This window comes from Pseudomonas sp. SIMBA_041 (assembly GCF_046535095.1).
In the GTDB taxonomy this organism is placed as follows: domain Bacteria; phylum Pseudomonadota; class Gammaproteobacteria; order Pseudomonadales; family Pseudomonadaceae; genus Aquipseudomonas; species Aquipseudomonas mucoides.
The window spans coordinates 334,673-358,819 of sequence record NZ_JAWRXJ010000008.1 but is presented as its reverse complement, the minus strand read 5'-3'; the positions used below and the strand labels follow the sequence as shown (position 1 = coordinate 358,819).

24 protein-coding genes are annotated in these 24,147 nt (G+C 59.6%); 9 read left to right on the top strand and 15 right to left on the bottom strand.

The features are described 5' to 3' along the window. Positions 1 to 84: 84 nt before the first annotated feature. The 6 genes from msrQ to SB725_RS21390 form a co-directional block, all read right to left on the bottom strand. A complete protein-coding gene (gene msrQ, locus SB725_RS21415) occupies positions 85 to 705 on the bottom strand; it encodes a protein-methionine-sulfoxide reductase heme-binding subunit MsrQ (RefSeq protein ID WP_410922563.1) in 621 nt (206 codons plus the stop codon). Further along, positions 705 to 1,718, bottom strand: a complete 1,014-nt coding sequence (msrP, locus tag SB725_RS21410) for a protein-methionine-sulfoxide reductase catalytic subunit MsrP (protein ID WP_410922562.1) — start codon at positions 1,716 to 1,718, stop codon at positions 705 to 707. Before msrP ends, msrQ begins: the two co-directional genes overlap by 1 nt. Before the next feature lie 63 nt (positions 1,719 to 1,781). Then, entirely contained in the window at positions 1,782 to 2,639 is an 858-nt protein-coding gene (gene pssA / locus SB725_RS21405) for a CDP-diacylglycerol--serine O-phosphatidyltransferase (RefSeq protein ID WP_007948646.1), read from the bottom strand. Positions 2,640 to 2,784: 145 nt separating this feature from the next. Next, positions 2,785 to 3,801, bottom strand: a complete 1,017-nt coding sequence (gene ilvC, locus SB725_RS21400) for a ketol-acid reductoisomerase (RefSeq protein ID WP_007948647.1) — start codon at positions 3,799 to 3,801, stop codon at positions 2,785 to 2,787. 48 nt (positions 3,802 to 3,849) lie between these two features. Continuing rightward, a complete protein-coding gene (gene ilvN / locus SB725_RS21395; protein WP_003176102.1) occupies positions 3,850 to 4,341 on the bottom strand; it encodes an acetolactate synthase small subunit in 492 nt (163 codons plus the stop codon). Positions 4,342 to 4,343: 2 nt separating this feature from the next. Next, on the bottom strand, positions 4,344 to 6,068 hold the full coding sequence (locus SB725_RS21390; RefSeq protein ID WP_027924136.1) for an acetolactate synthase 3 large subunit: 1,725 nt from the start codon (positions 6,066 to 6,068) through the stop codon (positions 4,344 to 4,346). A gap of 400 nt (positions 6,069 to 6,468) precedes the next feature. On the opposite strand from SB725_RS21390, the gene SB725_RS21385 reads away from it, so the two are divergent. Further along, on the top strand, positions 6,469 to 6,885 hold the full coding sequence (locus SB725_RS21385; protein WP_027924137.1) for a DUF4124 domain-containing protein: 417 nt from the start codon (positions 6,469 to 6,471) through the stop codon (positions 6,883 to 6,885). A gap of 18 nt (positions 6,886 to 6,903) precedes the next feature. Here the strand turns inward: SB725_RS21385 and SB725_RS21380 are convergent, their stop codons facing one another. The 3 genes from SB725_RS21380 to mrcB are packed head-to-tail and all read right to left on the bottom strand — an operon-like array spanning position 6,904 to position 10,320. After that, positions 6,904 to 7,239: a YqcC family protein gene (locus tag SB725_RS21380; RefSeq protein WP_059182151.1), complete on the bottom strand. Its 336-nt coding sequence runs from the start codon at positions 7,237 to 7,239 to the stop codon at positions 6,904 to 6,906. Beyond that, positions 7,239 to 7,979 carry a tetratricopeptide repeat protein gene (locus SB725_RS21375; protein WP_027924139.1) on the bottom strand — a complete coding sequence of 247 codons (741 nt, stop codon included), beginning with the start codon at positions 7,977 to 7,979 and terminating at the stop codon, positions 7,239 to 7,241. The genes SB725_RS21380 and SB725_RS21375 overlap by 1 nt, the downstream gene beginning before the upstream one ends. A 16-nt stretch (positions 7,980 to 7,995) precedes the next feature. Continuing rightward, positions 7,996 to 10,320, bottom strand: coding sequence for a penicillin-binding protein 1B (gene mrcB / locus SB725_RS21370; protein WP_027924140.1), 2,325 nt, complete (start codon positions 10,318 to 10,320; stop codon positions 7,996 to 7,998). Between the two features lie 118 nt (positions 10,321 to 10,438). On the opposite strand from mrcB, the gene SB725_RS21365 reads away from it, so the two are divergent. The 3 genes from SB725_RS21365 (at position 10,439) to SB725_RS21355 (ending at position 12,924) form a co-directional block, all read left to right on the top strand. Next, complete coding sequence (locus SB725_RS21365) at positions 10,439 to 11,995, top strand: AAA family ATPase (protein ID WP_027924141.1); 1,557 nt, start codon at positions 10,439 to 10,441, stop codon at positions 11,993 to 11,995. A gap of 90 nt (positions 11,996 to 12,085) precedes the next feature. After that, complete coding sequence (locus SB725_RS21360; protein ID WP_027924142.1) at positions 12,086 to 12,430, top strand: pentapeptide repeat-containing protein; 345 nt, start codon at positions 12,086 to 12,088, stop codon at positions 12,428 to 12,430. Positions 12,431 to 12,651: 221 nt separating this feature from the next. Next, positions 12,652 to 12,924, top strand: coding sequence for a TfoX/Sxy family protein (locus SB725_RS21355; protein ID WP_007948654.1), 273 nt, complete (start codon positions 12,652 to 12,654; stop codon positions 12,922 to 12,924). A gap of 238 nt (positions 12,925 to 13,162) precedes the next feature. Here SB725_RS21355 and SB725_RS21350 read toward each other — a convergent pair whose 3' ends face one another. From SB725_RS21350 to SB725_RS21335, 4 genes are read right to left on the bottom strand one after another with little or no spacing between them, the layout of a single operon-like run. After that, a complete protein-coding gene (locus SB725_RS21350) occupies positions 13,163 to 14,014 on the bottom strand; it encodes a ChaN family lipoprotein (RefSeq protein ID WP_410922561.1) in 852 nt (283 codons plus the stop codon). Positions 14,015 to 14,033: 19 nt separating this feature from the next. Next, a complete protein-coding gene (locus SB725_RS21345; protein ID WP_027924144.1) occupies positions 14,034 to 14,801 on the bottom strand; it encodes a heme ABC transporter ATP-binding protein in 768 nt (255 codons plus the stop codon). Further along, a complete protein-coding gene (locus SB725_RS21340; RefSeq protein WP_177327618.1) occupies positions 14,801 to 15,784 on the bottom strand; it encodes a FecCD family ABC transporter permease in 984 nt (327 codons plus the stop codon). The genes SB725_RS21345 and SB725_RS21340 overlap by 1 nt, the downstream gene beginning before the upstream one ends. A gap of 50 nt (positions 15,785 to 15,834) precedes the next feature. Next, positions 15,835 to 16,707 carry a hemin ABC transporter substrate-binding protein gene (locus SB725_RS21335; RefSeq protein WP_410922560.1) on the bottom strand — a complete coding sequence of 291 codons (873 nt, stop codon included), beginning with the start codon at positions 16,705 to 16,707 and terminating at the stop codon, positions 15,835 to 15,837. A 165-nt stretch (positions 16,708 to 16,872) separates the two neighbouring features. Here SB725_RS21335 and SB725_RS21330 point away from each other — a divergent pair, with 165 nt between their 5' ends. Next, entirely contained in the window at positions 16,873 to 17,190 is a 318-nt protein-coding gene (locus SB725_RS21330; protein WP_027924147.1) for a Rieske (2Fe-2S) protein, read from the top strand. Here the strand turns inward: SB725_RS21330 and sfsA are convergent. Continuing rightward, entirely contained in the window at positions 17,187 to 17,900 is a 714-nt protein-coding gene (gene sfsA / locus SB725_RS21325; protein ID WP_027924148.1) for a DNA/RNA nuclease SfsA, read from the bottom strand. The genes SB725_RS21330 and sfsA overlap by 4 nt on opposite strands. After that, positions 17,900 to 19,072 (bottom strand): pyridoxal phosphate-dependent aminotransferase, encoded by a 1,173-nt coding sequence (locus SB725_RS21320; RefSeq protein WP_410922559.1) that lies wholly within the window; start codon positions 19,070 to 19,072, stop codon positions 17,900 to 17,902. The genes sfsA and SB725_RS21320 overlap by 1 nt, the downstream gene beginning before the upstream one ends. Before the next feature lie 332 nt (positions 19,073 to 19,404). Here SB725_RS21320 and dksA point away from each other — a divergent pair, with 332 nt between their 5' ends. The 4 genes from dksA (at position 19,405) to SB725_RS21300 (ending at position 24,131) form a co-directional block, all read left to right on the top strand. Further along, entirely contained in the window at positions 19,405 to 19,845 is a 441-nt protein-coding gene (dksA, locus tag SB725_RS21315; RefSeq protein ID WP_027924150.1) for an RNA polymerase-binding protein DksA, read from the top strand. Between the two features lie 197 nt (positions 19,846 to 20,042). Next, entirely contained in the window at positions 20,043 to 20,939 is an 897-nt protein-coding gene (gluQRS, locus tag SB725_RS21310; RefSeq protein WP_027924151.1) for a tRNA glutamyl-Q(34) synthetase GluQRS, read from the top strand. A gap of 77 nt (positions 20,940 to 21,016) precedes the next feature. Beyond that, the gene (locus SB725_RS21305) at positions 21,017 to 21,193 is read left to right on the top strand and encodes a hypothetical protein (RefSeq protein WP_003176118.1); all 177 of its coding nucleotides are present in this window, start codon (positions 21,017 to 21,019) and stop codon (positions 21,191 to 21,193) included. Beyond that, a complete protein-coding gene (locus SB725_RS21300; protein ID WP_027924152.1) occupies positions 21,177 to 24,131 on the top strand; it encodes a sensor histidine kinase in 2,955 nt (984 codons plus the stop codon). The genes SB725_RS21305 and SB725_RS21300 overlap by 17 nt, the downstream gene beginning before the upstream one ends. Positions 24,132 to 24,147: the final 16 nt, after the last annotated feature.

Sequence of the window (24,147 nt, the reverse complement as noted above, 5' to 3'; positions counted from 1 at the left end):
TTTGTTTACCAAGGAGTTTTCCGTTTCGACTGCGCCGGAAGTGGGGCGAATTATAGACATCCAGAATCTGCCGTCAACCTTTAATTACGCCTTTCGTACGGAGGGTGCCTTTTTAGCCACTAAACGCGGGATTCGACGGGCAACCGCCGGTACACGCAACACTAATAGCAACGCCCCTATAGAGGCATACAGCGCCCACTCCTTCAGATCGGCGCGAACGACCCACAACATATGCAGCAACCCAAGTCCGAGAATGACATAGACCAGGCGATGCAGCTTCTTCCAGCGCGCACCTAAACGTCGCTGACTGTAGCGATTGGAGGTCACCGCCAACGCCAGCAAACACAGAAAGCCCAAGGTACCGACGATAATGTACGGCCGCTTGCGCAACTCAACCCCCAGCTGCGACCAGTCAAACCCGAGAATGAACGCCGTATAGCCACTTAAATGCAAAACCACATACGCGAAGCACCACAACCCAAACTGCCGGCGCACAGCAATCCACCCCGCCCACCCGGTGAGTTTTAGCAGAGGCGTCATGCTGAGTGTGATGAGCAGCAGAATGAGCGTACCCAACCCCAGCCGATCGACCAGCACTTTGCCCGGATCAGGTCCCAGCACATCCGCCCAGGCCTGATACAACCAAAGCAACGGCCAAACCGCTGTCACGATGAAGACGCCAATACGCCAAACCGGAAATCGCATCAGTAGTTCTTCCGCAGATCGAGCCCTGTATAAAGAGAAGCGACTTCATCCGAGTAGCCATTGAACATCTGCGTGTCCCGCACATTGGGCTTGAACAGACCACTGGGCAATCGACGCTCCCGCGCCTGAGTCCAGCGCGGGTGATCAACCGTCGGATTCACGTTCGCGTAAAAACCATACTCATCCGCGGCAATGCTCTGCCAGGTGGTTTTCGGCTGCTCGCTGACCAGGCTGATACGCACAATGGATTTGATGCTCTTGAAGCCGTACTTCCAGGGCACCACCAGACGCAGCGGCGCGCCATTCTGATTCGGCAGTTCACGCCCGTACATGCCCACCGCAAGAATCGCCAATGGGTTCATGGCTTCATCCAGACGCAACCCTTCTACATACGGCCAGTCGATCAGGGCAAACCCGGAGCGCTGCCCCGGCATACTCTTGGGATCTTCCAGGGTTTCGAAACAAATGTATTTTGCCTTGGAGGTCGGCTCGACTTCCTTGAGCAGCGCCGAGATGGGAAAGCCGATCCACGGAATGACCATCGACCAAGCCTCAACGCAGCGAAGACGATAGATCCGCTCCTCCAGCTGATAAGGCTTCATGAAGTCTTCCAGCGCATACCGTCCCGGCTTACCCACTTCGCCATCCACCACCACGCTCCACGGCTCGGTCTTAAGCACGCTTGCGTTGGCAGCAGGATCGCCTTTATCAGTGCCGAACTCATAGAAGTTGTTGTAGTGGGTTGCGTCTTTGAACGGCGTGATCACTTCGTCCCTTACGTTGACCGCGCCCCATTTAGTAGAAGGAAGCTTTTCGGCAAACCAGGAAGGCGCCTTGCCAGCCTCGACATCGGCATAGCGCGCAGCGTCTTCGGCACTCGCCCAGCGCGGCAGGCTACTGACAGCCAAACCGGCAACGGCAGCACCGAGAACACTGCGACGAGATAGATAGAGGGATTCAGGCGTGACGTCCGACTCATGACAGTCAGACGCTTTGGGGACTTTGATCAGCATGGCAACTCCGCAGCATTGGAGAACAGTTGCACCAATAGACTGCGGAGTATGAGGGAAATTACATCACTCGGCGTTTTTGTGCCGACGAAGACGCAACAGGTACTGCACCGGGCCGGAGGCCGCATAAGCGAGGAAAACCAGCAGCAGAATGCGTGGCGGATCACTGAAGACCACGGCAAACACCAGCACCACCGCAAGAATCGCCACGAAAGGTACGCGCCCTTTCAAGTCCAGCTCCTTGAAGCTGTTGTACTTGATATTGCTGACCATCAGCATGCCAGCCGCCGCCACCATCAGCGCAACCAGGAAGGACATCTTCGACCCCTGAATGCCGTAGTCGCTGAACGCCCAGACGATCCCTGCGACCACACCCGCCGCTGCCGGACTGGCCAGGCCGATGAAGTAGCGCTTGTCTGCGGTGCCAACCTGAGTGTTGAAGCGCGCCAGACGCAGCGCAGCGCCAGCCACATAGATGAAGGCGACCATCCAGCCGACCTTGCCCATATCACCCAAGGCCCAGCCAAACGCCAGCAATGCCGGCGCGACGCCAAAGGCGACCATGTCCGACAACGAGTCGTACTCGGCGCCAAACGCGCTTTGGGTATTGGTCATGCGCGCCACGCGGCCATCGAGACCATCGAGCACCATCGCGACGAAAATCGCGATCGCAGCGAAAGCAAAGTACTTGCTCGCATTGACCGAATCACCGGCACTCAACGCGGCCTGGGCACTCATCGAGTTGATGATGGAATAAAACCCTGCAAACAGGTTCGCAGTGGTGAACAGATTCGGCAGAAGATAGATACCACGATGCCGGACTTTGCGGCCTTCAGCGTCATGCCCTTCCTCGATGTGTTCATCGATGGGCAGCAGGCTTTCGGCGTCAGAAGCCTGGTTTGGCTCTTCGGGGCGTTCGCTCATGGACATTACCTTGCAACAGGATGGAAAGTTTTCGACAGGCGTCTGGGACGACGGTTCGGCCACAAACGATGCAGCTTTATACCAGAAGCGGCGTTCCAAACGAAAAAACGCGGCCTAGGCCGCGTTTTTCGTACAGGGTCGCGACTTAGTTTTTGGCTTTGTCGACGATCTTGTTGGCACCGATCCACGGCATCATGGAGCGCAGTTGCTCGCCGATGATTTCGATACCGTGAGCGGCGTTGTTACGACGCTTGGCGGTCATCGAAGGATAGCCGGTTGCGCCTTCGCTGATGAACATCTTGGCGTATTCGCCGTCCTGAATACGTTTCAGGGCGTTGCGCATGGCCTGGCGGGATTCGGCGTTGATCACTTCCGGACCGGTCACGTACTCGCCGTACTCAGCGTTGTTGGAGATTGAGTAGTTCATGTTGGCGATGCCGCCTTCGTACATGAGGTCAACGATCAGTTTCAGTTCGTGCAGGCACTCGAAGTAGGCCATTTCTGGCGCGTAGCCAGCTTCAACCAGGGTTTCGAAACCGGCTTTAACCAGCTCAACGGTACCGCCGCACAGAACGGCTTGCTCGCCGAACAGGTCGGTTTCAGTCTCGTCCTTGAAGGTGGTTTCGATGATGCCGGTACGACCACCACCAACGCCAGCAGCGTAGGACAGTGCAACGTTTTTGGCGTTGCCCGAAGCATCCTGGTAGATAGCGATCAGGTCAGGGATACCGCCGCCTTTGACGAACTCGGAACGCACGGTGTGGCCCGGTGCTTTCGGCGCGATCATGATCACGTCGAGATCAGCGCGCGGAACAACCTGGTTGTAGTGGATCGCGAAGCCGTGGGAGAAGGCCAGGGTGGCGCCTTTCTTGATGTTTGGCTCGATTTCGTTCTTGTACAGGGCAGACTGGAACTCGTCCGGGGTCAGGATCATGACCAGGTCGGCAGCTGCAACAGCAGAAGCAACGTCGGTCACTTTCAGGCCATGAGCTTCGGCTTTGGCAACAGTGGCCGAACCTTTACGCAGACCAACGGTAACGTCAACGCCGGAGTCTTTCAGGTTGCACGCTTGAGCGTGGCCCTGGGAACCGTAACCGATGATGGCAACTTTCTTGCCCTGGATGATGGACAGGTCGCAGTCTTTTTCGTAATAAACTTTCATGAAATTCCCCTATATATCCAGGCCGTTCAGGCCATTCGCTAATTTGGTTTAGATGCTGAGTACTTTGTCGCCGCGAGCAATACCGGTTACGCCGCTACGGACGGTTTCCAGAATCGACGCAGTGCCAATGGACTGAATGAAGCTGTCGAGCTTGTCGCTGGTACCGGTCAGTTGAACGGTATACACGCTAGCGCTGACATCGACGATCTGCCCACGGTAAATATCGGTGGTGCGTTTGATCTCGGCGCGCTGGGCGCCGGTGGCCTTGACCTTGACCAGCATCAGTTCGCGCTCGATGTGAGCACTCTCCGACAGGTCGACCAATTTGACCACTTCGATCAACTTGTTCAGGTTCTTGGTGATCTGCTCGATCACTTCATCATGGCCAACCGTGGTCAGCGTCAGACGCGACAGGGTCGGGTCTTCGGTTGGCGCCACGGTCAGGCTTTCGATGTTGTAGTTGCGCTGCGAGAACAGGCCGACTACACGAGACAAAGCGCCCGGTTCGTTTTCCAGAAGCAAGGAAATAATGTGTCGCATGATTAAGTACGCTCCGTCTTGCTCAGCCACATATCGCGCATGGAGCCGTCTTTGATCTGCATCGGATAGACGTGCTCGCTGGTGTCGACTGAAATATCCAGCACGACCAAGCGATCCTTCATGGCGAACGCCTCTTCCATCTGCGACTTCAAATTTTTCGAGTCGGTGATGCGCACGCCAACGTGACCATAGGCTTCTGCCAGCTTGACGAAGTCAGGCAGCGATTCCATGTACGAGTGCGAGTGACGGCTGCCGTAACTCATGTCTTGCCACTGGCGAACCATACCCAGAACACCGTTGTTCAGGATGACGATTTTGACCGGCAAGCCATATTGCAGACAGGTGGACAATTCCTGAATGTTCATCTGGATGCTGCCCTCGCCCGTCACGCAGACGACGTCGGCATCCGGGAAGCTCAACTTGATGCCCATGGCCGCCGGAAAACCGAAGCCCATGGTGCCCAGGCCACCGGAGTTGATCCAGCGATTAGGCTTGTTGAACTTGTAGTACTGCGCGGCGAACATCTGGTGCTGGCCCACGTCCGAAGCGACATAAGCATCGCCCTTGGTGACTTCGCACAGGGTTTCGATCACGGTCTGCGGCTTGATGACGCTGCCGTCGCCCTTGTCGTAAGGGAACAGGCCAGCATCACCGCGCCACTCGTCAACTTGCTTCCACCAGCTGGCAACGGACTCCTTGTTCGGGGTCTCGCCGATTTCCTTGAGGATCGCGACCATTTCGGTCAGGACGCTCTCGACCGGGCCGACGATAGGTACGTCTGCCTTGATGGTCTTGGAGATCGAAGCCGGATCGATGTCGATGTGAATGATCTTGGCATTCGGGCAGAACTTCGCCGGGCCGTTGATCACGCGGTCATCGAAACGCGCGCCGACCGCAAGGATCACGTCGGCGTGGTGCATCGCCAGGTTTGCGGTGTAGCTGCCGTGCATGCCGAGCATGCCGATGAACTGACGGTCAGTGCCAGGGTAGGCACCCAGCCCCATCAGGGTATTGGTCACTGGCAGGTTGAGCATCTTCGCCAATTCGGTCAGCGGCGCGGAGCCACCACCGAGAATCACGCCACCGCCGGCGTACATCACCGGACGCTTGGCCGCCAGGAGCATTTCTGCCGCCTTGCGGATTTGCCCGGAGTGACCGCGAACGGCTGGGCTGTAGGAACGCAGCTTGGCCTTTTTCGGGAAGATGTATTCGTACTTCTCGGCCGGGTTGGTCATGTCTTTCGGAATATCGACAACGACAGGGCCCGGACGACCGGATTGCGCCAGGTAGAAGGCTTTCTTCATGACTTCCGGAATTTCCGACGCGTGCTTGATCATGAAGCTGTGCTTCACGATCGGCCGGGAGATACCGATCATGTCGGTTTCCTGGAATGCGTCGGTGCCCACCATGCTGCTAGGCACCTGGCCGGAAATGACCACCATCGGAATCGAGTCCATATAGGCGGTGGCAATACCGGTGATGGCGTTTGTTGCGCCAGGACCGGAAGTCACCAGTACCACGCCGGCTTTACCGGTGGCACGGGCATAGCCGTCAGCCATATGGGTAGCCGCTTGTTCGTGACGAACCAGGATGTGGGTCACTTCCGGTTCTTTGAACAGGGCATCGTAAACATGAAGAAGAGCACCACCCGGGTACCCGTAGATATATTTGACGCCTTCGTCACGCAAGAAGCGGACGAGCATCTCACCGCCAGATAAAAGCTCCACGTTGTTCACCTCTAAAACGCCAGAATACCGCCCACATAAACGGGGACGGGTCTTAATAGGTTTACTTCTCAGCAGAGCATGAGCGACGGTGGTCGCCGACTACGTCAGCACTGACTGAGCAAGTATTGGGATCGTCCCAAGTGTTGCGGGCCTTTCCCACCCAGCGCGAGGTAACGCGTTGCGGGTGTAACAGGTCGGCGCGGATGTGCGCCTCATGATCTGCTGAGTGGGTCTGCTTCTGGCAGTCCCTCTACAGCGGACTTTGGATTCTTCTGTTTCGTCCCCTGCAAGTCAAGTCGTCTATGTGCTTTATTGAAGTAAGCACATGAGAAAGCAAGAAAAAATCGCCAAACAGCGACTGTGTTAGCTTCGATTGCGCAACTCATGACAAGGAAATGGCATGCGAACGATCTTCTTCATGGTCAGCCTGCTGATCAGCCCTTTGTGCACAGCCGCCCAGATCTACAAATGGGTCGATGCCCAGGGCGTGACTCACTTTGACGCACAACCACCCCAAGGCCAGCAGGCCACCACCGTGGTGACGCCCTCCTCTGCCGTGAGCCAACCGGCCACGGTGCCCGGCAGTAAAGCCATCGGCAATCAGCAGGACATCGACAACACGGTGAAAAAACAGGTCGCCGAACAGCAGGCCCAGCTCAAGGCATTTTGCATGCAGGCACGCACAAATCTGGCGCAACTGCAGAACAATCCGCGACTTCGGGAGGATGTGGAGGGCGAAATGCGTCGCCTGACCGATCAACAACGTCAGGAACGCATCAGCGAAACGCAGAAACAGATTGCGCAGAACTGCCAGTAAGCACTGGCAGTTTCCGATTCAGCGGGAGGCGGTGATCAGCAGATCGAACTCTTTGAGCAGCACTTGCAGCTGTCGATCCTTGCCCTGGACATCACGGGCGGCGAAGACCATTTCCGCCATCTCCTGAATCCCGGAGGCGGCGGGTAACGGCAGGTCCTGCTCGAGGATCATCTTCATCCGGGGCAGGAAGATCCATTGCAGCCACTGCTCGAAATCCAGCGTATCGACCGAAAACGGCTCGACGCTGGAAAGCGCTTCAGCGGAGGGCGAGACTTCATCCCACCACCCCTGCACCCGCAGTTCACGCTCAATCAGCAGCAACTGCTCGGCAATCTTCGGGAAGCGCGCGTCCATCACAGCGAAACCTTGGCCTTCTGACGGGCCAATGCTGCGCCGGCAGAATCACCTTGCTTCTCGCGTGCCTGGGCGATCAATTCCCACAGGCTGGCCTGAAGGTCCGGACGGCCATTGGCAAACGTCAGACCACGTCGAGCGAATTGTTCAGCCTGCGGCGCATCGCCTTGGGCCATGCGCACCTGAGCCAGACGATAAAGCACTTGCGGCTCACGCGGTGCAACGCGCTGGGCACGCTCCAGGCTGGACGAAGCACCGTTGAGGTCGCCGCTCGCCTGTTGCTGCTGAGCCGTGGTCAACAGCGCCAGCACCGGACCATCCAGCTGCTCGTCGGCAGACAGACCGCCGGCGTTTGCCGAAGGAATCCCGCTCGGCGTCGACGGCATGCTATAGCTGCCCTGATTGATCGGTGCCGACTGGACCGGAGACGTGTCGATCGGACCCGGAGTGATCGGGCCTGGCGTGATCGGCGAAGTGCTGATCGGTGCCGAGGAGACAGCGCCGCCACCCGGGACCATCACCACCACACCGGTATCGCCTTGCGGGATCGCCTGGGTTTGCGATTGGGCTTGCGCAGGACGCTTCACGGTCGACTTGCGGAAACCGCCATTCGCCGAAATCCGCTCACTGTTGGACACAGCCGTGCCGGAGTCTTCAACCGGAATCGAACCGCGTTGTACGGTGGAGCAACCGCTGAGCAACGCCACGGCGGCAACCGCTGGTATCAACCACTTGTTCACGTAAATCCCTCTTTGCTTAATTCATCCAGCCCTTGACCCAATCCATCACCGTTTCGCCGGAAGCAGGGCTTTCGCCACCGCAAGCCGCACCGGGAGGTGGCTCGCTGCCGCGAATATACGGCATCTGTACGGCGCCTGGGCAGTTGGCGTCGGAGCCTTGCCCGGTACGCGAATCGACCCAGGCCTGAACCACATTATCCGGCTGCGGCATGTCCAGCGGCAGCGGATCGGCTTTGCGCATGAAACTGGTCCAGACTTGCAACGCACCGGTCGCGCCGGTGAACGGCGTCTTGCCGTTGTCATCACGGCCTAGCCAGACCACCGCCAGCAAGTCCTGACTGAAACCGGCGAACCAGCTGTCTCGCGAGTCGTTACTGGTACCGGTCTTGCCGGCCAGTGTCAGGGTTTTCGGCAACACGTTATAAACCGAACTGCCGGTACCTTCACGCATGACCCGTTGCATGGCGCTCTGGATCAGGTAAATGGACGCCGGATCAAAACGCTGCTCGATCTGGAACGGATAACGCTTGAGCGGTTCGCCCTCAGCGGTCAAAACGCTACGAATCCCGCGCATCGGCGTATTGAAACCACCGTTGGCCAGCGTCTGGTACATGGTCGCCACTTCAATCGGCGTCATGCCACCTGCGCCCAGCAACATCGACGGGAATGCCGGGAATTCTCGGGTCACGCCCAAGCGAGCGAGGGTCTTGAGGACATTCGGTACACCCACTGCCAGGCCAAGACGCGCGGTCGACAGGTTGTAGGAATGCGCCAGCCCCTGATAAAGGAACACCGTCCCGTGGGAACGACGATCGTAGTTCTGTGGTTTCCAGACCTGACCGTCCGCGCCTTTGACCGAGAAGGATTCGTCCGACAGCCAACTGGTCAAGGTGTACTGGGTAGGTTTCTCAAGGGCCGTCAGATAAACCGCCGGCTTGATCAACGACCCCACAGGTCGCACCGCATCCAGCGCACGGTTGAAGCCGGCGAAACTCGCCTGGCGACTGCCGATCATGGCCTGAACCTCTCCGGTTTCCGGGTTGGTCACGACCATCGCTGCTTCAACGTCATCGGAACCCTTGCGACCCGACAGACGCTTGAAGGTGTCGTTGACGGAGGCTTCGGCTTTCATCTGCAGAATCGGGTCGAAGCTGGTGAAGATCCGCAGGCCTTCTTCGGTCAAGTCTTCGTCACGGTAGTCTTCGCGCAACTGGCGTTTAACCAGATCGAGGAAACCCGGGAACGAGCTGTCGGCCAATTTGCCGCGTGTCGTCACACCCAGTGGCATGTTCTTCGCCGCAGCAACTTGTTCAGCGGTGGCGACGCCCTGCTGTTCAAGGACGTCGAGCACCAGGTTGCGTCGTTCAAGCGCACGCTCGGGATTGCGACGCGGGTTGTAATAGGAAGGCCCTTTGACCATCCCCACCAGCAAGGCAACCTGATGCAATTTCAGTTCGGACAATGGCTGTCCGAAGAAGAACTGGCTGGCCAGACCAAAACCGTGCACCGCGCGCTGGCCGTCCTGACCGACGAACACTTCGTTGAGGTAAGCCTCAAGAATTTCCCGCTTGTCGTAATGCAGCTCAAGCAACATCGCCATCATGGCTTCGGTGAGCTTGCGGGTCAGGCTGCGTTCGCTGGTCAGGTAGAAGTTCTTGACCAACTGTTGGGTCAGCGTACTGCCGCCCTGGGTCATCTTGCCGCCAGAGGTGTTGACGTAGACCGCTCGGGCAATCGACTTCGGCGACACGCCCCAGTGGCTATAGAAATCCCGGTCTTCCACGGCGACCAGGGTCTCCAGCAGATACGGCGGCACCTGGTCGATTTTGATCAGGATGCGGTCTTCGAGGTTTTTCGGGTAAATCCCGCCGATCAGCAGCGGCTCCAGGCGCACCACCGACAGCTTCGAACCGTTCGTCGCCGAAAGCTCGGCGACATAGTCGCCGGAGAAACGCACGCGCACAGGCTGGGGCTTTTCCAGGCCTTCATAAAACTGGAAGCCGCGGGTATTCAAGTCCACGGTATTGCCGTTGACCGCCGCAGCACCGGGGCCATTGCTCACGCTTTCGCGGCGGTAGCCCAGGGCGTCGAGCTCGGTGAGGAAGTCTTCCTTGCTCAGCTTCTGGCCGGTAAACAGCTCCAGCGGGCGCGCATATACCTTGGCCGGGATCGTCCAGCGCTTGCCGGAGAACTTTTCCTGGACGATAGCGTCGAGGTAAACCGCGAATCCGGCGAGCACCACGAGGCCGACCAGACTGAGTTTAAGGGCCCAACCCAGCCACGGGCTAAGGCCCCTGGAAGGTGGTTTTTTTGGAGTGCGGGGGGATCGAGTACGAGTCATGGCGGCGGATTATACGCACTTTATTGATACTCAACAGACGCCCTCCGAGGTTTGCGTCAGGCGGACTTGCGGCCATAATGGCGGCCTTGAATTTTTCCCAGTCTTTGAAGGATCGCCTGTGAGCCAGTCCCTGATCGCCGCTCTGCAAAACCCGGCCCTCTACCCGCATCCGGTAGACGGGTTCCAGGTCATCGAAACCCATATTTCCTGGGTCATCCTCACAGGCCCCTTTGCTTATAAAGTGAAGAAGCCGGTGAACTTCGGCTTCCTCGACTTCACCAGCCTCGATGCCCGCGAGCATTTCTGCGGCGAAGAACTGCGTTTGAACCAGCGCCTGACCAACGATTTGTATCTGGAAGTGTTGCCAATCACCGGCAGCGCCGAAGCCCCTCAATTCGGCGGCGATGGCCCGGTCGTTGATTTCGCCCTGAAAATGCGTCAATTCCCACAAAGCCAGTTGCTCAGCACCCTGCAGGCCAATGGCGAACTGACCACCGCGCACATCGACGAGATGGCCGCGCAGATTGCTCAGTTCCACCTCAACGCGCCGAAAGTGCCTGCCGAACACGACGCCGGCACCCCGGACAGCGTGATGGCCCCGGTACGCCAGAACTTCGAGCAGATCCGTCCGTTCCTCAGCGACAAGGCCGACCTGGTGCAACTCGACGCCCTGCAAGCCTGGGCCGAAAGCAGCTTCGAACGCCTCAAACCACTGTTCGCCCAGCGCAAGGCCGAAGGCTTCATTCGTGAATGCCACGGTGATATCCACTTGGGCAACGCCACCGTGATCGATGGCAAGGTCGTGATTTTCGACTGCATCGAATTCAACGAACCGTTCCGTTTCACCGACGTCTACGCCGACACCGGTTTCCTGGCGATGGACCTGGAAGACCGTGGTTTGAAATGCCTCGCACGCCGTTTCGTCAGCCAATACCTGGAGCTGACCGGCGACTATCAAGGCCTTGAACTGCTGAACTTCTATAAAGCCTACCGCGCATTAGTTCGCGCCAAGGTCAGCCTGTTCAGCATGCCCGCCGAAGCCGATCCGGTGCAGCGCGCCACGACCCTGCGCCAATACCGCAACTACGCCAACCTGGCGGAAAGCTACAGCACCATTCCTTCGCGCTTCATGGCGATTACCCACGGCGTGTCCGCTGTCGGCAAAAGCCACGTGGCCATGCGCCTGGTCGAAGCGCTGGGCGCCATTCGCCTGCGCTCGGATGTAGAACGCAAACGTCTGTTCGGTGAACAAACCGTAGCGAATGATCCACAGGCCGGCATTTATAACGCAGACGCCACTGCCGCCACCTACAGCCGCCTGCATGAAATCGCCGGAATCATCCTGCGCGCCGGTTTCCCGGTAGTGATCGATGCCACTTACCTCAAGCGCGATCAGCGTGACGGCGCGGCGAAAATTGCCGAGGCCACCGGTGCACCGTTCCTGATCCTCGATTGCCATGCGCCGCAAGCTGTCATTGAGAGCTGGCTGGCCCTGCGTCAGGCAGACAAAAAGGATCCGTCCGACGCCAACCTGGCCGTTATCGCAGCCCAGCAAGCCAATCGTGAAGCGCTGACACCCGCTGAGATTCTGTGCAGCAAGCGAGTCCAGACCAATGAAAGCGGGACCCTCGACACCGTTGTTGCGCAAATCCGCCAACGCATGCCAGGCCTGTAAAAACTATTTCAGCCGTGAAGCCTTCCCTGGCTTCACGGCTGTCAAATAGTGGCACTATACTGGCGTCATAAAACCATCAGGTGATGCGACATGAGCCAGCCCAAACTTCTCGACACCCCGCTGTATGCCTTGCTGCACAAAGACGACATCGCAGGATTCAACAATGAGCGGCCCAAAGACGGACCTATCGACATGGCCGGTGGCGATTTCCGTGGCCTGGACTTGCGTGAACTGAATGCCGATGGCGTCGACTTCACTGATGCTTATTTCCGCTCCGCCGATTTGCGCGGCATCGATTTTCGCAGCGCACAGCTGGAAGGCGCCAGCCTGGCCCATGCACAGATCTCCGGCGCCTACTTCCCGGCAGAGCTGAGCGCGGACGAGATCCTGATGTCGATGAACTTCGGCACACGCCTGCGTTATCGCACTCGCTAAAAACGACGTCTTAGCCTGACACGTCCAGCGCCCCCGCTTTGCGCTGGATGCCGTGCGATCGCCCGAAAACCGACTTCTGACGCCCCTTCCCTACCCGTCTTTGCCTCGTCCTCTTAGAAGCTTTTGCGTCGAAACCGACCAAACAATCACGCTTTTCCTACTGATGGCTACACTCCTGAGAAGCTCGCCCACGCACCGTTCGGCCGTCGCAAGGAGGCTTGATGAATGATGAACTGCAACACCTGAAGAATCTTGGCAAGACGTCGGCGCAGTGGCTGCATGCCGTGGGCATCCACAGCGCCTCGGATTTGCGTCGCCTCGGGGCGGTGGATGCTTATCGGGCCGTGCGTACGCGCGGGTTTCGGGCGTCAAAGGTGTTGTTGTATGCGATCGAAGGTGCACTGATGGATGTGCACTGGAACGACATTCCGGCCGAGCGTAAAGAAGCCTTGAACAAACAGCTGGAAGCGATTTCCTCGCGCCACAAGGCTTGATGGCATTGGCTTTGAACCGAATTGACGGGGCATCTCAAATAAACTGAAAAACAGCGGTTGACATGGTAATGAGAATCGCTATGATTACCACCAACTGGTCGCGAGACTGGTCGATATTTGAAAAGCCCTTGGTTCGGACTCTCAGATATCTCCTCATCAGGCTAATCACGGTTATTTGACCCGGCTCTTGCCGGGTCTTTTTTTGCCTGCGCCTTTTTACCTGTGAAAGCACCGGTCGTTACTTGCCGAATTGCTTGCGCATCTGTGCACAGTAATCCTGAGGCGGCGAAGCAGGCGTGTACCAGACGTAATCGGCCATTGCCGCTGTCACCTCCGCCCCCTGCTCTGCCAGCAGCAACACCGTCGGCGCTGGCGCCTGCCCCAAATCCAGCACATGGATCGGCACACCCACGTCCTTGCGCGCGTGATAGGCACCGGCAAACAGCAATGAAGGCGTTGGAGCCGCCAGCAAGCGCTCGGCCATTCGCCGGTCTCGTTGCTGCTGCACGGCCAACATGGCGGGCATCTGTGAAGTGGGCAGCAAACCGCAATGGGAGTCGCTGATCTCTGCCAGCAACTCATCCTTGACTGCTGCCGCATTGGAGCGCGAGCCAATCAATGCCGGAGGTTTGGCGTAGACCGCACGAACGTCGAGGTTGTCCAGGTTGGCCGCAAGCAGCGGATAGGGCTGAGTCAGCGCAAAACGCACGATGGGACCGTAAAGCGCCCAGTCCCACCCTTCCTGCCAAGCCAAGGCAGCTGGCAAATTGGACGGTGGCGTCAGCGCATGGCGAACATCATCAACCCGCGACTGCTGATCCGGCGTCAGCATTTCAAGGAGCAAACTGCCTTGCGGCCGTTGCTCACCCAGTGACTGCAACAACCACAGTTCCAGCTGATGGTGATCGCGATTGTCATGCTGCTCGCCGACGATCAGCCGCGAAGGCTTGGCCAGTCGCTCAAGCAGTTCCTGCGAGGTCAGGACCTGACCGTTTCGCAGGTCACGGATTTCACCGTTGACCGGCGGTGGCTCCGCAACATGCTGGCAGGCACTCAAGAGCAGTACGGCCAGCAGCAAAATCCCACGCATGTTCACCTCGATGACAGTCTCAGCGGGCGATGATCAGCGGATGCCCACGCTCCGGATGCTGCTGCACTAACACTTCCAGCCCGAACACGGCTTTGAGCGGCTCGGGTTTCAGGACCTGCTCCGGCGTGTCCAACGCCACCGGTCGCCCGCCCTCAAGCAGCAACAGACGATCACAATACCGCGCCGCCAGGTTCAGATCATGCAGGATGACCAGCACCGCCGCGCCGCGATCGGCAAATTCGCGCACCGCTTGCAGGGTGGTGTGCTGATGCAGCGGGTCGAGCATCGAGGTCGGCTCATCGAGCAACAGCGTCTGCCCCGCTTCACCCGGCCAGAGCTGCGCCAGCACTCGGGCCAAATGCACCCGCTGACGCTCGCCGCCAGACAAGGCCAAGTAGCTGCGACCACTCAGGTGACTGGCATCGGCGGCGTGTAGCGCGGCAGCGACAATCTCGTCATCGCGCACTCGCCCACTTTGATGGGGCAAACGCCCCATGCCCACCACTTCTTCGACGCGAAAGGCAAAGTCCAGGGTCGACACCTGCGGCAGCACCGCCAGTCGCTGCGCGCGCTGCGGTGCGGCCCAGTGACGCAATTCGCGATCATCGAGCCAGACGCTTCCATGATCGGCATGCAACTCGCCGCACAAGGCACCGAGCAAGGTACTTTTGCCGGCGCCATTGGGACCGAGCACGCCCAGCACTTCGCCCGGTCGAAGCTCAATCGTGATGTCCGACAGCACGGTCTTGGCGCCACGACGGATGTGCAGGTTCTGCGTACGCAGCATCAGGCGCGCCTCCGGAGCAACAAGAACAGGAAGAACGGCGCACCGATGAAGGCCGTAACAATGCCGATCGGCAGTTCGGCCGGCGCCAGGGCCAGTCGCGCCACCAGATCGGCAAACAACAGAAGACTCGCACCGGCGAGCACAGAAGCGGGCAGTAACACTCGGTGATCAGGACCGGCAAGCAAACGCACGAGGTGCGGAACCACCAAACCGACAAACCCGATCATCCCCGCCGCTGCCACCGCCGCGCCCACACCCAGCGCTGTACAGAACACCAGTTCGCGCTTGAGCCCTTCAACATCAATGCCCAGATGACCGGCCTCCGATTCCCCCAGCAACAACGCATTCAAGGCCTTGGCCCGACGCGGCAACCAGAGCGCCACAGCCGCGCTGACCAGCAGCAACGGCCAGAGTCGCGCGTAACTGGCGCCATTGAGACTGCCCAGATTCCAGAACGTCAGCGTACGCAGGGTCGCGTCGTCGGCCAGATAGGTGAACAAACCCACCGCCGAGCCCGCCAGTGCGGTCAATGCGATACCGGCCAACAGCATCGTCGCGACGTTGGTCTGGCCGTTGCGCCGGCCCAGTCGATACACCAGCGCAGTCACCCCGAGCCCACCGAGAAACGCACACACCGATAACAGATAAGGCCCGAAGGACTCAGGCAAACCGCCAAACGCCGAGCCGCCAACAATGGCGATGGCGGCACCCAATGCCGCGCCGCTGGACACCCCCACCAACCCCGGATCGGCCAGCGGGTTGCGAAACAGGCCCTGCATTGCCACACCGGAGAGCGCCAGCACGCCCCCCACCGCCAACCCCAGCAAGGTTCGCGGCAGGCGAATTTGCCCGACGATCAATTCGGCTTGCTCCAGCCCATCCGGAGCAATCGGCAATCCGGCCAGGCGCAATGCAGCGTGCAAGGTGTCGAGCAACGGCAGACTGACCGGCCCCAGCGCCAGCGACAGCCAGATCGCCAGCACACACAGAAGGCTCAGGCCAATGAACAACGTACGAGGCTTAACCAAGACGGTCATTGGCTGGCCGTGCCAGGAAAGAAACCGTCAGACAGCTTTTTGAGGCTGTCCGGCAACCGTGGCCCCAGCCCGCCCACCAGCAACGTCGGATCCAGTTCCATGACCCGTCCGTCCTTCGCCGCACGCGTCGAGGACAGCATCGGGTTTTCCTTGAACAACGCGGCACGCGCCGCATCACCCGTCAGCGCCCGGTCGGAAAACACCAGCACCTCGGGGTCGAGGCTGATCAGCGACTCGACAGAAAACGGTTTGTAGCCGGTATGCGTGGCCAGGTTGTGGCCGCCGGCCTGGCGCAGCAACCAATCGGCGGCGGTGTCCTTGCCCGCGATGAGCGGTTTGCCGCCCGCATGCCCGAGTAGCAACAGCACACCCGGTGATGGTTGCGTTAGCTGCGCCTTGGTCACGCGGATTTTTTGCTGATCGAGTTGCTCCTGATAACGCTGGTACGCCTGAACAGCCTGCTCTTCAGCCCCCAGTAACTTGCCCAAATGCTGCAAATTGCCCTGCAATGTCGGCAAATCCGGCTGCGCCGAGAACAACTCGACCTGCACCCCCGCGTTACGAATCTGCGAGAGCACGGGCGGCGGACCCATTTCTTCGGTGCCGATGAGGATCTGCGGGCGTAAGCTCAAGATACCTTCCGCCGACAATTGCCGCTGGTAGCCAATGCTGGGCAGCGCCTTGAGGCTTTCAGGGTGCTGACTGGTGGTGTCGACGCCGACCAGTTTCGATTCGCCGCCCAGCACGCTTACCCACTCGGACAACGCGCCGCCGGCACTGACCCAACGTTGCGGTAACTCGGCCGCTGCAGCGTGGTGACTGACAAGGAGTCCGACACAGAGCACAGCAACGCGGGTACTCAGGCGCATAAACAGCTTCCTTCATAGTTTTCCCAGGCATCGAGATGACAGGCCAAGTATCCTTGGCCACTGGCACCTGCACCCGACGGGCAAGACGGCCATTTGATAATTGTTTGCATTTGAACGTCAAGCTCGGACTTATCCGGTCACGAGACGCTGGACTAGAGGATAGACATGAAGTTTCTTTGTACAGGCGCCGAATTGGCTGACGCCAGCAGTCGCGGTTTCGACATCGACGGGCAGAAGCTCTTCGCCGTACGCCGGGGCGGCCAGGTCTACGTCTACATCAATCGTTGCCCGCACCGTGGCGTCGGCCTGGAATGGACGCCAGACAGCTTTCTCGACCCCAGCAACAGCCTGATCCAGTGCGCCACCCACGGCGCACTGTTTCTGATCGAAGACGGCGAATGCGTTTCGGGCCCCTGCGCCGGTCAATCACTGACCGCCGTGCCCTGCCGCGAAGATGCGCAAGGCCTCTGGGTCAGACTTTAACTGTCGAGCAGCACGTCCAGACGTCGGTCGACGACCATCTCTTCATGGCTCAAACGCACGCCATAAGCCAGCACCTCGACCCCGCACGTCACCGCCTCACGCAAGGCTGCCGCGTAGGCCGAATCGATTTCTGCTGCAGGACGCACCGCGTCGATGCCGGTCAGGTTGACGCAATACAACTGCACCGCACGAATCCCGTCCCGGGCCAGGTGCGCCAATTCGCGCAAATGCTTGGCCCCGCGCAGGGTCACTGCGTCCGGAAACGCCGCTACCGACGACCCGTCGAAACCCAGGGTGACGCTTTTGACCTCTATATAAGCCGGGCCGCCGGGGTATTCGAGACGAAAATCGATGCGGCTGCTTTCCTGTCCGTAGGCGACTTCACGCTTCAGTTCAGTAAACCCGTTCAGCTCACTGATGACACCGGCACGCAGCGCCTCTTCGATCAACCCGTTGGCGCGGGCGGTGTTCACGCAAAACAAGCGCCCTTGCGGGGTTTCACCGACTTCCCAGGTGCCGGGTAACTTGCGCTTGGGATCGTTTGAGCGGCTGAACCAGACTTGCCCGCCTTCGACCTGGCAATTGAGCATCGAGCCGGTATTGGGGCAATGAATGGTCAGCAACTCGCCGCTAACGGTTTCGATATCGGCGAGAAAACGCTTGTAACGACGGATCAGGCGACCTTCTTCGAGGGGAGGATGAAAACGCATCAGCCTTGCCAGCTCTTCAGCCCGCGAGCAATGCGCTCGACCGCTTCCTGCAAGCGCGGCAGGCTTTGGGTGTAGGCAAAACGCACGTGGTGCCCGGCCTGATAACGCCCGAAATCCAGCCCCGGGGTAATGGCCACGTGTTCGATTTCCAGGAAGTGCCGGCAGAACGCGAAGGCATCTCCGCCGAACTTGCTGATATCGGCGTACAAATAGAACGCGCCTTCCGGCTCCACGGCAATCCCGAAACCCAACTCGCGCAGGGCCGGCAGGAGGAAATCGCGACGACGACCAAATTCAGCGCGGCGCTCTTCCAGAATGCTGATGGTCGCCGGCTCAAAACAGGCCAGAGCGGCGTGCTGAGCCATGCTCGGCGCGCTGATGTAGAGATTTTGCGCAAGTTTTTCCAGCTCGCCGACGGCCGCTTCCGGCGCCACCAACCAGCCGAGGCGCCAACCGGTCATGCCGAAATACTTGGAGAAGCTATTGAGCACGAACGCACTGTCATCGACTTCCAGCACGCTGGCGGCGTCGGTGCCGTACGTCAGGCCGTGATAGATCTCGTCCACCACCAAGTGGCCGTGACGAACCTCGATCGCCGCAGACAGCCCCGCCAGTTCGTCGCGGGTCAGGATGGTCCCGGTCGGATTGGCCGGGGACGCCACCAACGCACCGACGCTGTCGTGGTCCCAATGCCGGGCGACCAGATCAGGGGTCAGTTGATAACGCACGTCCGGACCGACTGGAACCAGCTGCGCCGCGCCTTCCACCAGTCGCAGAAAATGCCGGTTGCACGGGTAGCCCGGATCCGCCAACAGCCAGTGCTTGCCCGGGTCCACCAGCAAGGCGCTGGCCAGCAACAAGGCGCCCGAACCGCCGGGGGTGATGAGGATTCGCTGGGGGTCAATGTTCAACCCGTAACGTTGCTGATAAAAATTGGAAATCGCCTCGCGCAACTCGGGAATGCCCCGCGCCGCGGTGTAACGGGTCTTCCCCGCCGTCAATGCGGCCTGGCCGGCCTGGATGATCGGCTCGGCGGTGGTGAAGTCCGGCTCGCCGATTTCCAGGTGGATCACGTCGTGGCCGGCGGCCTGCAATTCATTGGCCCGCGCCAGCAGCGCCATGACATGGAAAGGTTCGATCGCACGACTGCGAGCACTGTAGGACTGGGCCATTAGCCTTCCTTCGACGGGAAAAGAACCAATTCTACCCAAGCGCAGGAACGAGCGAGAACCTAAAGCGGTCAGACGCCTTAGAACCCTGACCATAAACGACTCAAACGAGTACCCCAGGTTTGACTAAAATCAATATTTGATCAGGCCTCCAACACCACCAGGCAAGGCTTTGCAATGATTTGCAAGCCCCGCGGGCCACTACCTCGACATCCGGGAGTAGCGCGCCCCGATTTGATCTGGTAAGTTCGCCCGCTTGCAGCCGCAGGGCCGGCAGGTGTCGGTGATGGAGCAATCCTGCGCAATGGATTACAAGAGTAGAGGCGGTCTATTTCATGTCCACCCAAGCAAAGCAGCAAACCACGACGATCAGCGGCTTCGAACCCTACAAAGAAGTCAAGGGCGAGGAGTACATGGGCAAGCCCATGCGCGCTCACTTCACCAAGATCCTGAACAAGTGGAAACAGGACTTGATGCAGGAAGTCGACCGTACGGTTGATCACATGAAAGACGAAGCGGCCAACTTCCCGGACCCGGCAGACCGTGCCAGCCAGGAAGAAGAGTTCAGCCTCGAACTGCGTGCCCGCGACCGCGAGCGCAAGCTGATCAAGAAGATCGACAAGACGCTTCAGCTGATCGAAGACGAAGAATATGGCTGGTGCGAGTCCTGCGGCGTCGAGATCGGCGTCAAACGACTGGAAGCCCGCCCTACCGCCGACATGTGCGTTGACTGCAAGACCCTGGCGGAAATCAAGGAAAAGCAAGTCGGCAAGTAATATCGACTTGAACGAAAAACGGAGCGTGCGAACGCTCCGTTTTTGTTTCTGATATTTGCCATGGAGAGAAACCTGTAGGAGCGAGCCTGCTCGCGAAAGCGGTGTGCCAGCCAACAATAATGTTGGCGCTGACGGCCCCTTCGCGAGCAGGCTCACTCCCAGGGACTCGCGCACGACCAGAGATGTAACATTCGTCCATGAACGCCACGACTTCCACTCCCTACATCGGGCGCTTCGCCCCCACGCCCAGTGGCCATTTGCATTTCGGTTCGCTGGTCGCTGCCCTGGCCTCGTACCTCGACGCTCGCTCGGTGGGGGGGCGCTGGCTGATGCGCATGGAAGACCTCGACCCGCCACGGGAAGAACCCGGCGCACAGGCAGCGATTCTCAAGGCACTGGAGAGCTACGGTTTCGAGTGGGACGGTGAAATGGTTCGTCAGAGCGACCGCCACGAGGCTTATGCCGAAGTGCTCAATCGCCTGTTCAGTCACGGCCTCGCTTACGCCTGCACCTGTTCGCGCAAACAACTGGAGCCGTATCACGGCATTTATCCGGGACTGTGCCGCAACGCCGGCTACGGCACCGAAGACGCGGCCATTCGCCTGCGCGTACCCGAGCTGGAATACCACTTCATCGACCGCGTCCAAGGCGAATACCGCCAGCATTTGGGCCGAGAGGTCGGCGATTTCGTCATTCGCCGCCGCGACGGGCTCTACGCCTATCAACTGGCCGTGGTGCTGGACGATGCCTGGCAAGGCATCACCGACATCGTGCGTGGTGCCGACCTGTTGGACTCGACACCGAGACAACTCTATCTGCAAGAGTTGCTCGGCCTGCGCCAACCGCGCTACCTGCACATCCCGCTGATCACCCAGCCCGATGGCAACAAGCTTGGCAAGTCCTACCGCTCGCCACCGTTGACCGAAGATCAGGCAACGCCTTTATTGCTACGGGCATTGCGCGCACTCGGGCAAAAACCCGGCACCGAACTGGCTTACGCCAGCCCACGGGAAGTGTTGAATTGGGGCATCGCGCACTGGGATGCGTCGCTTATCCCGCGCACACTGAACCTGCCCGAGGCGCAACTGCAGTGATCGCACTTGCAGTGGCGCGCCCATCCGTTACCATCGCCGCACGTTTTCGGGCACGCGCATAAAAAAGAGAGGCCGGGATGTACATCTATCGCTTGGTCCTGCTCCTGGTAGTGGGGATTTATCTGTTTTCCCCGGCCATCATGGATTGGTGGATCGACGCCACTGGCGCCTGGTATCGCCCTTATCTGCTCTGGCTGATTCTGATCGTCGTGACCTTCATCCTGCAGAGCCAAAAAGATGCCGATGAGCTTTAGCCTGACCCAGATGATCCTGATCAGCGCTGCCTACCTGGCGGTGCTGTTCGGCGTGGCCTGGGTTAGTGAACGGGGCATGATTCCCCGGGCGATCATTCGCCACCCGTTGACCTACACCCTGTCATTGGGCGTCTACGCCAGTGCCTGGGCGTTTTACGGCACGGTGGGCCTGGCCTATCAGTACGGCTACGGCTTCTTGTCCAGCTACCTCGGGGTCTCCGGCGCATTTTTGCTGGCGCCGGTGCTGCTGTACCCGATCCTGAAAATTACCCGGACCTATCAACTGTCGTCGCTGGCCGACCTGTTCGCGTTCCGGTTCCGCAGCACATGGGCCGGCGCACTGACCACGATTTTCATGCTGATCGGTGTATTGCCCCTGCTGGCCCTGCAGATTCAAGCGGTCGCCGACTCCATCGGCATCCTCACCCGCGAACCGGTGCAGCATCGGGTCGCCCTGAGCTTCTGTGCACTGATTACCCTGTTCACCATCTTCTTTGGCTCGCGCCACATCGCGACCCGCGAGAAACATGAAGGCCTGGTGTTCGCCATTGCCTTCGAGTCGGTGATCAAGCTGATCGCCATCGGCGGCGTCGGCCTGTATGCGTTGTACGGCGTGTTCGACGGCCCTCAGCAGCTGGAACTGTGGCTGCTGCAAAACCAGACCGCCCTCGCCGCTCTGCACACGCCACTGCAAGAAGGGCCGTGGCGCACGCTGCTGCTGGTGTTCTTCGCTTCGGCGATTGTGATGCCGCACATGTATCACATGACTTTCACCGAAAACCTCAACCCGCGCTCGCTGGTCAGTGCAAGCTGGGGCCTGCCCCTGTTCCTGCTGCTGATGAGCCTGGCAGTGCCGCTGATTCTCTGGGCCGGACTGAAACTCGGTGCCACCACCAATCCCGAATACTTCACGCTCGGCATCGGCATCGCCGCCAACAGCAAGGCCTTGGCACTTTTGGCGTACGTCGGCGGCCTGTCGGCAGCAAGCGGCCTGATCATCGTCACCACCCTGGCGCTGTCCGGGATGGCCCTGAACCACCTGGTGTTGCCGCTCTATCAGCCACCGGCCGAAGGCAACATCTACCGCTGGCTGAAGTGGACCCGCCGCGCCCTGATCGTCGCGATCATCATGGCCGGCTACGGTTTCTACCTGCTGCTGGGTGCAGAACAGGATCTGGCCAACCTCGGCATCGTCGCGTTTGTCGCCACGCTGCAGTTTCTGCCGGGTGTCCTGTCGGTGCTGTACTGGCCGACCGCCAACCGCCGCGGCTTCATTGCCGGTTTGCTCGCCGGGATTCTGGTGTGGCTGGTGACCATGCTGTTGCCGCTGGTAGGCAATCTTCAGGGTTTCTACATCCCGCTGCTGAACATGATCTACGTGCTGGACGACACCAGTTGGCACATGGCGGCGATTGCCTCGCTGGCCGCCAACGTACTGATGTTCACCCTGATCTCGCTGTTTACCAACGCCAGCCCGGAAGAAGCCAGCGCCGCCGAAGCCTGCGCCGTGGATAACGTGCGTCGCCCGCAGCGCCGAGAATTGCACGCCGCGTCCCCGCAGGAATTCGCCACGCAGCTGGCAAAACCCTTGGGCGCCAAAGCGGCGCAGAAAGAAGTCGAACAGGCGCTGCGTGATCTCTACCTGCCGTTCGACGAGCGCCGGCCTTACGCCTTGCGCCGCCTGCGTGACCGCATCGAAGCCAACCTGTCCGGCCTGATGGGCCCGAGCGTGGCGCAGGACATGGTCGAAACCTTCCTGCCCTATAAGGCCGGCGGCGAGAACTATGTCACTGAAGACATTCACTTCATCGAAAGTCGCCTTGAGGATTACCACTCGCGCCTGACCGGCCTGGCCGCCGAACTCGATGCCCTGCGCCGCTACCACCGCCAGACCTTGCAGGAGCTGCCGATGGGCGTCTGCTCACTGGCCAAGGATCAGGAAATCCTCATGTGGAACAAAGCCATGGAGGAGCTGACCGGAATTGCCGCGCAACGTGTGGTGGGTTCGCGCCTGAGCACCATTGCCGATCCATGGAAAGAACTGCTGCAAGGCTTCATCAATCTGCCGGACGAGCATTTGCACAAACAGCACCTGGCCCTCGACGGCCAGACACGCTGGTTGAACCTGCACAAAGCCGCAATCGATGAACCGCTCGCACCGGGTAACAGCGGCCTGGTGTTGCTGGTTGAAGACCTGACCGAAACCCAGATGCTCGAAGACAAACTGGTGCACTCCGAGCGTCTGGCCAGCATCGGACGACTCGCGGCGGGTGTGGCCCATGAAATCGGCAACCCGATCACCGGCATCGCCTGCCTGGCGCAGAACCTGCGCGAAGAACGCGAAGACGATGGCGAGTTGAAGGAAATCAGCGGGCAGATTCTCGAGCAGACCAAACGCGTGTCGCGCATCGTCCAGTCGCTGATGAGCTTCGCCCACGCCGGCAGCCACCAGCACAGCGATGAGCCCGTCTGTCTGGCCGAAGTGGCGCAGGATGCCATCGGTTTGCTGGCCCTGAACCGACGCAATTTCGAAGTGCAGTTCTATAATCTGTGCGACCCCGATCACTGGGTCGAAGGCGATCCGCAGCGACTCGCCCAAGTACTGATCAACCTGCTCTCAAACGCCCGCGACGCCTCGCCTCCAGGCAGCGCAGTGCGCGTGAAAAGCGAAGCCGGCGAACACACGGTCGACCTGATCGTGGAAGACGAAGGCAGCGGTATTCCGAAGAACATCATGGACCGATTGTTCGAACCTTTCTTCACCACCAAGGATCCTGGCGAAGGCACCGGTCTGGGCCTTGCACTGGTCTATTCCATCGTTGAAGAGCATTATGGACAAATCACCATCGACAGCCCGGCTGATGTACAAAGCCAACGCGGCACCCGTATCCGGGTGACCTTGCCGCGTCATGTCGAAGCGACGTCCGCTGTGAACTGAGACCGTCGAGAGTATC

What these genes read in the sequence shown, in the direction of transcription:
- gluQRS (WP_027924151.1), top strand. Translation starts at nt 20,043, where the DNA reads ATGAACGCCACGACTTCCACTCCCTACATCGGGCGCTTCGCCCCCACG.
- SB725_RS21350 (WP_410922561.1), bottom strand. Translation starts at nt 14,014, where the DNA reads ATGCGTGGGATTTTGCTGCTGGCCGTACTGCTCTTGAGTGCCTGCCAG.
- dksA (WP_027924150.1), top strand. Translation starts at nt 19,405, where the DNA reads ATGTCCACCCAAGCAAAGCAGCAAACCACGACGATCAGCGGCTTCGAA.
- SB725_RS21345 (WP_027924144.1), bottom strand. Translation starts at nt 14,801, where the DNA reads ATGCTGCGTACGCAGAACCTGCACATCCGTCGTGGCGCCAAGACCGTG.
- SB725_RS21385 (WP_027924137.1), top strand. Translation starts at nt 6,469, where the DNA reads ATGCGAACGATCTTCTTCATGGTCAGCCTGCTGATCAGCCCTTTGTGC.
- SB725_RS21300 (WP_027924152.1), top strand. Translation starts at nt 21,177, where the DNA reads ATGCCGATGAGCTTTAGCCTGACCCAGATGATCCTGATCAGCGCTGCC.
- sfsA (WP_027924148.1), bottom strand. Translation starts at nt 17,900, where the DNA reads ATGCGTTTTCATCCTCCCCTCGAAGAAGGTCGCCTGATCCGTCGTTAC.
- SB725_RS21360 (WP_027924142.1), top strand. Translation starts at nt 12,086, where the DNA reads ATGAGCCAGCCCAAACTTCTCGACACCCCGCTGTATGCCTTGCTGCAC.
- msrQ (WP_410922563.1), bottom strand. Translation starts at nt 705, where the DNA reads ATGCGATTTCCGGTTTGGCGTATTGGCGTCTTCATCGTGACAGCGGTT.
- SB725_RS21320 (WP_410922559.1), bottom strand. Translation starts at nt 19,072, where the DNA reads ATGGCCCAGTCCTACAGTGCTCGCAGTCGTGCGATCGAACCTTTCCAT.
- SB725_RS21305 (WP_003176118.1), top strand. Translation starts at nt 21,017, where the DNA reads ATGTACATCTATCGCTTGGTCCTGCTCCTGGTAGTGGGGATTTATCTG.
- ilvC (WP_007948647.1), bottom strand. Translation starts at nt 3,801, where the DNA reads ATGAAAGTTTATTACGAAAAAGACTGCGACCTGTCCATCATCCAGGGC.
- ilvN (WP_003176102.1), bottom strand. Translation starts at nt 4,341, where the DNA reads ATGCGACACATTATTTCCTTGCTTCTGGAAAACGAACCGGGCGCTTTG.
- msrP (WP_410922562.1), bottom strand. Translation starts at nt 1,718, where the DNA reads ATGCTGATCAAAGTCCCCAAAGCGTCTGACTGTCATGAGTCGGACGTC.
- SB725_RS21330 (WP_027924147.1), top strand. Translation starts at nt 16,873, where the DNA reads ATGAAGTTTCTTTGTACAGGCGCCGAATTGGCTGACGCCAGCAGTCGC.
- SB725_RS21335 (WP_410922560.1), bottom strand. Translation starts at nt 16,707, where the DNA reads ATGCGCCTGAGTACCCGCGTTGCTGTGCTCTGTGTCGGACTCCTTGTC.
- SB725_RS21355 (WP_007948654.1), top strand. Translation starts at nt 12,652, where the DNA reads ATGAATGATGAACTGCAACACCTGAAGAATCTTGGCAAGACGTCGGCG.
- SB725_RS21380 (WP_059182151.1), bottom strand. Translation starts at nt 7,239, where the DNA reads ATGGACGCGCGCTTCCCGAAGATTGCCGAGCAGTTGCTGCTGATTGAG.
- mrcB (WP_027924140.1), bottom strand. Translation starts at nt 10,320, where the DNA reads ATGACTCGTACTCGATCCCCCCGCACTCCAAAAAAACCACCTTCCAGG.
- pssA (WP_007948646.1), bottom strand. Translation starts at nt 2,639, where the DNA reads ATGAGCGAACGCCCCGAAGAGCCAAACCAGGCTTCTGACGCCGAAAGC.